The 13,486-nt window shown below is 29.9% G+C and carries 6 protein-coding genes; all 6 read left to right on the top strand.

The window, feature by feature from the left end; all coding sequences use genetic code 11:
* Positions 1-53 precede the first annotated feature (53 nt).
* From ACZ49Z_RS10475 to ACZ49Z_RS10450, 6 genes are read left to right on the top strand one after another with little or no spacing between them, the layout of a single operon-like run.
* Positions 54-356 carry a PAAR domain-containing protein gene (locus ACZ49Z_RS10475; protein WP_464304270.1) on the top strand — a complete coding sequence of 101 codons (303 nt, stop codon included), beginning with the start codon at positions 54-56 and terminating at the stop codon, positions 354-356.
* A complete protein-coding gene (locus tag ACZ49Z_RS10470) occupies positions 349-783 on the top strand; it encodes a GPW/gp25 family protein (protein WP_464304269.1) in 435 nt (144 codons plus the stop codon). Before ACZ49Z_RS10475 ends, ACZ49Z_RS10470 begins: the two co-directional genes overlap by 8 nt.
* Positions 784-4,662 (top strand): hypothetical protein, encoded by a 3,879-nt coding sequence (locus tag ACZ49Z_RS10465; RefSeq protein WP_464304268.1) that lies wholly within the window; start codon positions 784-786, stop codon positions 4,660-4,662.
* Positions 4,663-4,667: 5 nt separating this feature from the next.
* Positions 4,668-7,391, top strand: coding sequence for a hypothetical protein (locus ACZ49Z_RS10460; protein WP_464304267.1), 2,724 nt, complete (start codon positions 4,668-4,670; stop codon positions 7,389-7,391).
* A 9-nt stretch (positions 7,392-7,400) separates the two neighbouring features.
* Positions 7,401-11,237 (top strand): contractile injection system tape measure protein, encoded by a 3,837-nt coding sequence (locus ACZ49Z_RS10455; protein WP_464304266.1) that lies wholly within the window; start codon positions 7,401-7,403, stop codon positions 11,235-11,237.
* A 49-nt stretch (positions 11,238-11,286) separates the two neighbouring features.
* The gene (locus tag ACZ49Z_RS10450) at positions 11,287-13,485 is read left to right on the top strand and encodes a hypothetical protein (protein WP_464304265.1); all 2,199 of its coding nucleotides are present in this window, start codon (positions 11,287-11,289) and stop codon (positions 13,483-13,485) included.
* The last annotated feature ends 1 nt before the right edge of the window (position 13,486 follow it).

Genomic DNA, 13,486 nt, shown 5'->3' with positions numbered 1-13,486 from the left:
ATAGAAAAAAACTAACAATACTACTTAAAATAATAATTTAAAAATAAAGAAATATGCCACCAGCAGCAAGGTTAACAGATTTTCACGAGTGTCCTATGCAAACTCCTGCATTTCCAGCCCCTATTCCTCATGTAGGTGGACCAATCACTGGGCCAGGTGAACCAACCGTTTTAATTAACAAACTCCCAGCTGCAAGAGTTGGAGATATGCTCATTTGTGTTGGTCCTCCAGACACTATCGTTAAAGGATCATCAACAGTAATGATTGGTGGAATGCCTGCTGCAAGAATGGGAGATTCTACTGCTCATGGAGGGACTATTATGTTAGGGGCTTTAAACGTAATTATAGGTGGATAATAATAAAAACAAACAAGAAAATCATTTTTTTGGATCTGGCTGGGCATTTCCTGTTACTTTTTCTGAGGGCAACCATCAGTTAAATTTAACTAGCTATGAACAAAATGTAAATGAATCCATTAAAATTATTCTTCTTACAAACACTGGTGAAAGAAGCTTAAATCCAAGATTTGGTTCTGGATTGCAGCAATTTTTCTTCAGAAAAATGGACGAGACATTAAAAGGGGAAATTATAGATGTTGTTAAATTTTCTTTACTACATAATGAACCCCGAATTACTGTTTTAGAAATAACTGTTGTATATGCAAATATTTCGTCTGGGCTAATAGAAATTCGAATTGTATATCTCTTTAATCAAACCAATACTAGACATAATTATGTTTTTCCTTTTTACATAAAAGAAGGTACCAATTTAGGAAGAAAATAAATGAATAAATTGAGTCAAAATAACATTCTTAACGCAACAGAAAGCGCACTGATTCCATCGTCAAATTTGATAGATGGAAGAACTGATCGTGACTGGTTGAGTTTTATTGCCGATTTTGCCTCGCTTATTAATTTCTACGACGCTTCAAATCAAATTTATGGAAACTGGTTGCCTTTTTTATTAAAAGATCCTGTAATTATTTTAGCCTCTATTTCAAAGACAAACATTACTAAAAAACAATCTACTTTTAATTATTCTTGTCTGCATATCAATACTTTATTTAAAGAGAATCCTGAGAATAGAAATATAGGAACTTTAATTAGTACCCTTTTTGATCAACTATTTCAATTATTTATAAAACTGGAACGTTGGATACATTATTTATTACAATCTGACCAAGAGTTTAGTTTAAAAAAGTATATTCTTTATCAAGTAGAATATAGCTATAGTTCACAACTATGGGCTTTGTTATCACTCCGTAAACAATTGGTTTTAAATAATATTATAGAAAAAGCTGAAAATTTAGAATCTACAATTTTTCAAAATGCAGATACCAAAATTTGGAAAACAAACAAAGACAAAAAACCCTATTGGGAAATCCTTAGCTTAAATCCTTCTTTTCTAGACAATACAATTTCCGATTTTATTACTGCAATAAAAAAATTTGGTGATCAGTTTTTTAATTTTTTCATCACTATCATTCAAAATGCAACTATAGCCTTTGAAACATTAAAAACAAAAACAAGTCGTTTTCCAGATACTGTTTTAGTTCGCACTTTCATTAAATTATTAATGCATCATCGCAATCAATTGAATGAAATTTCACAAAAACATTTGGACTTTTACTATAGTGATATCCTTCTGCAGAATATCAAAAGCGCACTACCAGATAGTGTTTTTATCGCTATTGTATTAAGTAAAAAAAATGCCGCTTTTCTTTTACAAAAAGAAACGCTGTTTGATGCAGGTGTAGATAGTCAGAAAAAGCCCATCACCTTTTCTTGCAATGAAAATGTGTCTTTAAACCCTGCAACAGTTGTCAGCACAAAAACAATCACAGTTGCAAAAACAACAGATACTCGATTACTATTGCAAAAAAATGCTTCTCCCTCTGTTCTTAAGAAAAGTGAATCTGGAAAAACACAAGGTTGGCCTATTTTCGGAAACGAGTTTTCTCCTATTGCTTCCACACTTCCAATAGGCTTTGCTTTAGCAACTCCATTATTGTACTTAAAAGAGGGAGAAAGAACAATTCAAATAATTATGACCTTTAATGAGAAAGGTGCATTCGATTTTTTACACAATGCTACTTATTCCCTTAGTACACAAAATGAATGGCTCGTTGTTCCTGTCACAATAAATGAATCAGAAGAGAATGATTTATCAATACGATTAAATATAACATTAGATACTTCTCAACCAGCAATAGAAGCTTTTTTAAAAAATCCTGATGGTTACGATACGTTATGGCCTTTGCTTAAAATTGAGTTAAGCGCTCTAAACAATAGCACTACTATTCCAGTTTTACGTACTGTTCAATTCGATGTATCTGTACAAAACATTTCGTCGCTTCAATTGTATAATGATTTTGGTGCTTTAGATGCTAAAAACCCATTTGAATTGTTTGGGCCAACTCCTTCAATAAATAATAGTTTCATTTTAGGTAGCACTGAAATTTTCAGCAAACCTTTCAATTCCTTTGGAATAGATTTGACTTGGGATACTTTGCCAAAAAATTTTCAAAACTATTATCAGGAATATAATACTTATCTATCTAAGTTAACAGAAAACCCTACACAAAATCAATTAGTTGTTATTGACTCTAAATCGAAAGGGCTTCTACATAAGATTGAAAAAATTATTAAAGGTGGTGTGCAGTTAATAAAAAAAGGGCTAGACACGATTATAAATTTATTAAAAGAAATAGCGCAATTATTAAAAGATATTTTAGGAATAACTACTCCTAGTGCTGCAATTCCTTTTAATAATGTTTGCTTTACAATTGACTTTGAGTTATTGAATAATGCTTCATGGACAGCATTTGATATGACAAAACAAGACGTTAAAATTACAGAAGAAGGCACAACAATTCTTGTGCCCTATACTGTAAATGAATATTGTGTTCCAGAAGCTGAAAACACTTCTAATTTATTATTCAGTACTACTAGTGAAGCAAAGCAATGTGAATTAACTAATAAAAGTTTTTTTAATTATTCTGCTACCACAACATCTTCAAAATCGGTAGCTGTCTCCAATCAAGATGCGTCACAAACAACAAATATTGAATTTGTAGCAATAGATACAAATGCAGCAATACCAAAAAGTAATGTAAATCCAAACATTCAAAAAACGCCTTTAATTTATTCAGAAGAAAGTACCTCTGGCTTTTTAAAAATGGTTCTTTCTGGCCCTGCTCCCTATGGTTTTGGGTCTCAATTATATCCTGAAATTGTAGCTAGTATTGCGTTACAAAATGCGCTACTAATTTCAAAAAAAACAAAAATAGACCCGAAAAAAATACTTGCGACTGCAAAACTTCCTTTTGTTCCTAAGTTAAAAAAAATAACAGCCAATTATAGTGCCTCTCAATTATATGATGTTACTAAAGCAAACGATTACCCATTACAATGTTTTGCCTATTCTCCTTTTGTAAACTATTTAACCTATGATTCTTCATGTGCAGTTGCTTTGAAAAATTATAATGTTGGAGATCAAAATAACACAGATGCAAAAAAAAACATTGGAGTTCCATTACTTTCTTCATTACATGACTACAAAGGTTTCTTATATATTGAATTAGAAAACGTTATTGCCCCAAATAAAATTAATTTCTATGTAGAATTAGGTAGAAAAGAAGGCAACCAACCAACAAATACAAAACCCGATTATTATTATCTAAGTGCTTCAGGTTGGCAACTACTTCCTTTGCTTTCAGATACTACAAATAATTTAAGTTGCTCTGGTATTCTTACTTTTAATTTCCCAGAAGACATCAGTAATCAAACAGGTATAATGGATAGTGAAAACTATTGGATTTGTGTTGCTACTAAAAATGAAGTTTCTAATTATCCAGACATTACTTTTCTAACTACAAATGGTGTTTTAGTAACTCGTTCTGGTAGCGAATATTTATCGGATACTACCAAACCACAAATTGACGCTTCAACTATTAGCAAACCTCACACAGCCATTCCTGAAATTGCAAGTATTCTACAACCCTTTCCTTCATTTGGAGGAAAAGCAATGGAAACGAATGATTTCAAAAACAAACGAATTAGTAATCGATTAAAAACGAAAGATAGAAATGTTAGCTCTTCTGATTATTATAGTACCATTCAACAAGAATTTAATGAAATCTACTATTCTAAATCGGTTTATACTACTAATAAAATTCAAGTTTATGTAGTAAAAAAGTATAGTAATAGCGAAGATTATAGTGCTTTTGCACCTATGGTTTCCACTTGTTTAGAAAAAAAAATACAACAATTTTTGAGTGAACGAAGCACTGCCTTCACTCCTATTGTTGTTTCCAACTTTACTTTCTTATATGTTACTGTAAACGCTACAATATCACTTTTAGAAGGCTACGAACTTGAAGGAATAAAAAAAATAATTGAAAATGATTTGAATCTCTTTTTGTCACCTTGGATTACTACAAATAGTCCACAAATAGCAATAGACGAAGAGCTTACGACCACTCAAGTTATTGATTTCATAAAGACAATAGAAGGTGTTAGTAATGTTGAAAATGTAATTCTAAATGCGACTAGACTATTTCAAAATGGATTTGAAATTACATGTACAAACATGAACACTATAAATTTAAATGAAAATCCAGAATTATTAATCGTTTCAAGCTTAAATCATGATATAAAATGAAAGAGATGAATTACATAATAGATGAACCACTTCCAATTACTCAGGATTTTAAAGCTTTAAAACAAGAAGGACTCGCACATATACAAGAAGTAAGTGGTAATGAATGGACCAATTTAAATTCAAGTGATCCAGGAGTTACCATATTGGACCAACTATGCTATGCCTTAACGGAATTAGGCTATTGTAATGATTTCTCTATAAATGACATTTTAACGAATGCTGATGACAAACTTATCATTAAAGATCAATTTTATCTACCTAAAGAAATTCTAACTACCGCACCCGTTACAATCAACGATTATATCAAATATATTATAGACGAAGTAGATGAGGTTGACAATGTTATTATAGTTCCAAAACAGAGTTCTCTATCTTATTGTAAAGGTACTTATAGTGTTTATCTATCTATAAATCCTATAATTACTAACTCTATTGCAATTGCAACTATCTGTCAAACCGTCTTTTATCGTTTAAACAAACGAAGAAACATTGGTGAGTTATTTTTGATGCCTTTACCACTTGAAAAAGTTATTTATACAGTAGGCGGAATCCTTCAATTAAATAATGAAGCCGAAAAAAACACAACATTAGCAAGCATACAGAATAAAATTAGAAACTATATTTTTCCAAAAGCTATTCAAGAAGAAGACAATCAATTACTTGTAGAAAGAGAAAGCGCAGATAATATATATAATGGTCCTGAAATGAGACATGGTTGGATTAGCAACGAAAATCTCGGTAAAAAGAAAAATACAATTACCACAAATAATCTTATCACACTACTATTAACTGTTGAAAACGTTTTCAATGTTCAAAATTTAAAAATAAACAATACTGAAAATAACGACACCGCTACAGCAACACTAACTCAAATAATCTCTTTTGATTTAAGTCAATTAGAGATTACATATACCAATACTAAAAACGATAACGAAGAAAACAAAATACAGTCATTAGATTTATCGTTTGATGATAGCATTGATAGTAGAAATAGCTTACCTACAGGGACATTTAGAGATATTAACTCTTATTATTCTATCCAAAATACTTTTCCTGACATCTATGCTGTGGGAGCAAATGCAATCAACTCAAATGCGTCGGATTTTCAGATAGCACAATCTCGTCAACTAAAAGGATACCTTACCTTATTTGATCAAATACTAGCCAATCAATTTTCGCAGTTAGCGAATGTTCCGCAACTCTTTTCCTTTAAAAATGGAATAACGGGTACACCTTCAGAATTACAAAAATTTTATGCAACTAAAACACCCAATGAGAAAATACATCTTGAATATCCTGTTCCTTTTTTGTGCTTTGCACCAACCTATTTTTATCAGCCATTATATTCCATTCCAAATATAAAACCATTGCTTAAAAATAATGATGCTTTCAATTTTAGTTTAGAAACTAGAACTAAAAATGTAGCAGAAGAAATGAGCTGGAAAAAATTTAAAGAAGACCCATATAATACTTATATAAAAGGACTGCAAGATTTAATTGAAGATGAAAGCATCAATTTGAAGCGAAGAAATGAAATGCTCGATCATTTATTAGCGAGACATGGAGAATCACCTTTACTCATAAATTCAATTATTGAAAGTTCCATTTATACGGGAAACAGTTCTAAAGATAAAATCATTATTAAAAGTTTATACCTACAGAACCTAGGTTTGCTTTCCTATTATAGGTACCAAGGCTATAATTATTTGGGAGCAAAAAAGATTGAAAACTTAAAAAAAGATATTCCATTAAATTTGGAACAACTATTAATTGATGTTTCTTCTGTGCGCTTTTATTTAGAACCTGAAGACACTTTTAATATTCCTAAAAATGAAAAGTTTGAAAATGATTTCATTTTTAACACCAATAAGGTAGATCAAATAGAAAAAACCAGAAAACAAGACTTTATAAACTATGCAGCTTTAGAATTAAAAACTACTATTTTACTAAGTTTAAAAACACCTTATATTAATCATTTAGAATGTGTTCTTTCAACGATAGATGAAAACGAATGTACACAATGCAAAAATACTTCTCAAGAAAATGCAAAATGCAAAACATGCATTAATCAATTAGAACAAATACAACAATGTCTTTGGTTTCTAAAAGAACGAAAAGGATTTATCTGCATAGAAAATTGTTTGCTTTACCCAACAGCTAATAGCATAATCATAACACAATCTACTTTAGAAGGTCCTTATTACACAATAGAAGACTCATTAAATTATCCAGAAACTATAGCATTATATATACTATTAGAAAATTCAACAAAGACTACTACTAATAACAAAACGGAAATAGATTTAAGCAGTACACAAACAGCAATCATTATTAATGATACTATTTCCTATAATTTATCAGCAACAGCATTTAATGATGAAAGTGCAAATTGGACAAAAATAACTTGTAATGAGGTAGATTATTTTATTACAATGCATCAAGAAAAGATCTCAAAAAATAATGACACTACAAAAACTATCACATTAATTTTTCCAGATTACATTTCCTATTTCACCAACGACTATTTTAAAAACAGACTCGAATTATTGCTAGAAAACACCCTACCTATAGATGTTACTTATAACTATCAATTCCTAAGTCAGAAAACATTATGCGATTTAATTCCTGCCTACATCAATTGGCATAACGACATTACATTCAATAATTCAACCTATAAAAAAACAACTGAAACAGCAAATGCATTAATCAACATTTTAACCAATAGCTAAAGAAAAAGTATGGCAAGTACTGTAAATCATATCATATCTAAATTTAAATGGGAAAATTCTTTTAATCAAAAAGAAAACGCTACCGAATTGCAACAACGCATTAGTCGCTGGAGCAATACAAAAATGCAAAAAGAAATCAATTCCATTTTTGATGAGATATGTCCTGCTAGCCAAACTTGGTGCATTCAATCATTAACATTAGACTTAGGCACTATTGATTATGATACTTTAGAAGAAGATTTGTCTCAAAAACTCTTTCGCCAATTAAGCGACACATTAATTGAACTTATCCTAAATGCAGAAAAAGGAAGTGATGGTATTGAAATTTTAAATACGAATACTTCCCAAATACACAAGCTTAGTCATTACTTAATGACAGGAACAATGCCTTGGAATTATAAAGACGTGGATTATTCTATCCACGAAATGATGGTAGAGCAATTCAAGAACAACAAAGAAGCAATAATTACAATGCTACAGGAAGTTGGCAAAACCGATGAAAAGGTGAGACAAAGAATGGCATGGCAACTACAAGAATCTATAATAATAAAAATTATTGAAGGCTTAGAAACCAGTAATCACAATCAAATTATTAAATTTTCTAAAAAATTAACAAAAATACAGCAACATCAAACACTTGTTCCAGCCAATGAAAACGACTTTAAACGAAACCTATGGTTTTGGATAGTGAACTATTTGTTTACCGATAGAGGAACTATATTCAATAAGGTTACATTTATGAAAAGTAGTATTCAGCAAATGGCAAATCATTACAATGTTGCCTATTCTGAATTATTAAACATGATTGAATTAGCCATACAGCAAATTCATGTAACGGCTAGTACAAAAGCCGATTTTATTCTAACATTAAACCTTTTAACCAAAGAAAACGAACTCTTTAAAACGAAAAAAACGAGCGAAACAATACTTCAGGAAAACGACCATTGGGAAAATCTAACAGCGTTAATTCATTCTGTTTCACTTCGAAAAGACAACGTAAAAAAAAGAGAGTTTAACGAATTAGTAATTGCACTTTCAAAAGAAAACAAAAATAGATTTCGCGATTTGTTTTCCTCCTTGAGTAGTACCAATCATTTTTGGAATCCTGTTGTTCAAGATTTACAAAATGAAGCCCTTGAACATATTTTTCATGCAGTTTTACCCGTTCAATCAAAAATGCTCATAGAGAGTATTTATTTCATTGAAAAGCTTTACAAAGAAATGAATGTAAAGTTAGACAGTGCTTCATTATGGGAAATAGGAATTCAATTTCTAATTCATTATAAAAATTCTCCTTTCGATAATAAAACATTCTTAACCTTCACAATTACTGCATTAAGTAAAAAAAACAATGAACTAAAACAAAACATATTAGAAAAACTAAGCAATAGCAATGTTCCTGCTTCTTCAAAAACTATAGCTACTTTAGAAATATATACCAACTTAACCGCTATTTTAAAAGAAGAAGTTCACGAAAAAAACAGCCCATTTAACAATCTCAATTTTATTGAATTAATAGACGAATTACGATATCAAATAGAAACAAATCAAACCAACTCAACAACATCTATACGCGTTCAAAATTCAATTCTTAATCACATTCATCATCATACAGAAAGAACTTTTTATGCGCTATTAAACTATAAAAACAAGTCGTCTCTAAAGCTGTTATTCCCTTATATTTTAAATAAAAAAATGGATGCCTTGTTTATAAAAAGAACAAAGAATACAAAAATAGCACTACTAAAAACCTTTAAAAGTGCCATTAAAGATTTAAACAAGAATCCTAATTTTAGAAAATTAAACCTTACCGTATATCAGAACATTTATAATCTAGGCATTAGAATTATGCTATTGCATCCTGAATATACCGCTATTCAATTTATAGAAGCACTTTTAGAAAATCTGTTTGCATTAGCCACTACTAACCAAAAAACACAATTTGATGAATTTGTATCAGAGATTTTCCAACACGAAAAAATACAAAACATTCCTTCCTCTACAACCTATCTTGAAAAAATAAAAACCAGACTACTACACACTAAACCAAAGGCTATTCGCAAAGACACAAACATTACTGCACCTGCAATAACAAAACCTACAACGATTCTGTTAAACGGGCAAGCAATACCTGTCTTTAAATTATATGAATGGATTGAGAAAATGATACAGAGCGAAACTTTAAGTACTACAGTAAACAACCACAAATTTAAATTAAACGATTTGTTGCAAGCAGCTCTTGAAATTAACCCTCAAGAAATACAAAGAATACTTTCTAATTGTAGCCTAACCGATAGTCGTATAAATATAATACAAAAAAATTTCGATTGGCATTTTTTCAGTTTATGGATTTCGAATAATAAAAACACAAATCTATACGAAGCTATGGAAACACTTAGGTCTTTTCATGAATTCATAAACCATTTCATAACGATAAAAGCAACCTCAACCATTGAATTCGAATTTTGGAAAACAACTTGGAAAGTTATTCAACAAAATGAAAATAGCACATCTATAGTCAAATCATTTATAACACATTGGATGGATGTAATAATAAAGGAAAAAGCATTAAACTCTAGTGAAATAATAGCCACTATAAACACAAACGCACTAAAAATGAATCCCACTTTAGAGAAAATTTTAATTGCCTATAATTCTACGTTATTAAGCTCTTTAGGAACACCTCTAAAAAATAGTAATGAAAATATTAAATACTGTGAGGAACATGGACAAATAGAAGCGCTATTTATTTCTTTAATTACAGAAAGAAAAGTTCCCAAATGGTTCCATACTACCGAAAAAATATCGGCAGTCGATTTGTTTCATGAAACATTAGAACAAAACCCAACTTCTTTTATTGTGGTCTATAAACAAAATAAAATTCCACAACTGCAAAAACTACAATTGCAAGATTGGATCGATTTTAGAAAAACTATAGCTGTTATAAAAGATAATACTAAAAACATACAACACCTTTATAATATTGAACGATTGTATAACGCTTTTTCACAACTTGTTATAAAAGGTATTCCTCCAAAAGAAATTCAAACGGTTTTATTTAGAAAAACAATCTTAGCTTGGACAGAAAACAACTGGTCATTTCTTACTGTCGATAGCATTTGGCAAGAATTATTATGGGAGTTGTGCCAGAAAAAAAACATCCCTACAAAAGAAATAATAGATGGCTTTAGTAAAATAAGATATAGCCTTCCTCCTGCTTTGCATATTAGTTTAAATCAATTAATAAAATCCAACAATAAAACTTCAACAGAGACGAAAAACATAAAGATAAACAAACAAAAAAATATTATGCTAAATACATCTTCTACTCTAAAAAGCACAAGTGCAATACCCGTTAAAAATGCTGGCATTGTATTGTTAAACAATTACATAGAAATGTTAATAGAACGATTAGGACTTCTAAAAGACAAACAATTTAAAAACAAGAGTTCTCAGTTAAATGCAGTACACTATTTACAATATGTTATTACGGGATTAACCAAAACAGATGAAGCTTTGTTACCATTAAACAAAGTACTCTGCGGTCTATCGATCACAACACCAATAATGGATAGTATATCAATTACAGAAGAAGAAATTAAACTAATTAATGGACTTATAAGTGCTGCCATTTCACATTGGACTTCTGTTGGAGACACCACCATACCGGGTTTTAGAGGAAACTGGCTCGTTAGAGATGGTCTACTTATTGAAAAAGAAGACCGTTGGGAACTAACCGTTGAAAAAAGAGTCTATGATTTATTACTTCATAAATCTCCATTTTCTTTCTCAATCATCAAATATTCTTGGATGGAAAAACCAATATATGTAACCTGGCCTTATTAATAGAATTAAGAATACTAACAAATAATATAAACATTAAAATTAAATAATTATGAGTTCCTACAATGAAAATCTAAATGCGAGTGTTGTCGCATCCTTGCAAGCCCAAGAGTTGAAATTGAACAACACACAAACATCACTCAATGCAAATATGTTTACACTTTATTATGCTGAGGATGCAAAAATAACTGCTCAAGAAAAATTAGAGCAAGCAAATATTAATTACAATAGTCAGGGACTTTCTAGTAAAGAAGCTGTAGCAAATAAAGACCTTTCTACAAATCTATTAGCTACAGCCAATCAAGGAAAAGAAAGTAACTCACAATCTGTTGCTAACACTGCAGTGGCTGCTGCAAATGTGCAAATTGCTACCAATGCTATTACAAAATTAGCCAGCGACATGGGTAGTATTGTTAGCATTTTAAATGCAGCCGATTATGGAAGTCAAATATATGAACAAGCTATTGCTGTTAATCAATTAATGAACGATACGGCTTATAATGCTGAAATGACTTCTCAATTAGCAATGGAAGCCTCATACCTAACTTCAGAAATTACATTAAGTTCTGTTGCTAACAATGCAACTGAAACAAATAACTTAATTGTAAATTTAGGAACTACTTTATCAAATCAATTAACTGCCACAACTGCGTTAATGGCATCTGATAGTACAACTTTTGATACAGCCTGTACCACTCAAAAGAAGGCAGAAGGTACATTAATAGATACAGATGTTGAATATGCAGCTGCAATTGCCTCTTATATTGCTACTAATAAAGATTTAAATTTAAACTTACAGGTTACAAACAAGAGTAACACTGGTTTTACGGTACAATTTTCACCCTATTTAAATCCGTTTAATTATAGCAACGAAACCGATTCATCAAACTATAATAGCCCTGTGGAAAATTATTATGTTTTTGTTGTTAAAGAAAGTGAAAAAAGCACTTTTTCTCTATCAATGGCAGAAGGATTAATTACCAATTCAAAAATAGCTATTCCTGTTACTACCAATCAAACCGCAACACAAATAGAGATTGAAATAGAAATTGCTAATTACTTAGACTCAAATCAAGACCCCATAAAATTAGGTGAAAATTATGTAGTATTTGTTTTCGCACAATTTACCTTAAATTATAAAAAAGCGTTAAATAATTTTGAAGACTTTTTAACAGCTGCTTCTAGTTCATTCGTTTTAAAAAATCAATTAAATAGTCCACATTATAATTCAATAAAAGTTAGTCCTTTAAATAAAGAAGAAAATAGCTCAAAAAAATTGACAAACCAAAAATTAGAATTCAAATTAAATAAGAAAGAGGAACAGAATATTGAATACCGTTGTATTTTTCTACCAGACAACTCAAATTTAGTTGCTGGCATGTTCAATAAGGCTGATTTACAAAAATTACAAAGTCTCTGTGAAAACGAAATAAAAAATGAAGAAAATTCTGAAACAAGCCTTAGCAAGTATAATAGTCAATTAGAAATTTTACATGAAAAACTGAACCAACTTAACATACAAATTTCTTCTAAAAAAGAAACAAATTCTAATAAAAAAGAGACTACTAGTAATTCTGAAAAAACAATTGCAACTGAAGATATTACTCAAAAGAACGTATTAGAAAAACAAGTTAAAGAACTTAATATTCAAATAAAAAATTTAAAGGAAAAGATAAAAAATCATTCTAATAAATCAGATCAAAATAATTCATATAGAAAAATTAAACCTGTCTTTTTCTTTAATAAACTTATTGCTGAAAGCGTAACTTACGGTAATTATACACTCGCTAAAATAGAAATAAAAACTAAGGAACAAAAAGATTTAGATTCGAAGTTAAGCAAAATTATAGAAGAACTTATAAAAAAATTAAAAACAACTGATACTGTCCTAAAAATAGATTCTAAATTAATTAATTCAATATTAGATGTATTAAAGATGGAAATAGAAAAGGAAAAAATAGATGATTTTTTAAACATAATATCAAAAATTGATAAAAATATAATAACTGAATTAGAGAGAATAAAAGAAGACATATACGCAGAAACTTGGAATTGTGATATTCAAGAAAACACCACCGATAATTTTGGAACACCTTTAATAGAAGATAATAAATATATTCCAGTTATACTAACTATAGCAAATGGGGCTGTTAGCTCCGTAAAACAATATTCAAACTCATTATCTGATTTTGAAAAAACAGAATCCTTTAAATACATTTCAAAAAAAACCTTAACTGAAACAATTAAATAAT

The sequence above is a fragment of the Flavobacterium sp. KY-23415 genome (assembly GCF_055384985.1).
The sequence above is the reverse complement of the archived record's forward strand: the minus strand, read 5'-3'. Positions and strand labels throughout refer to the sequence as shown.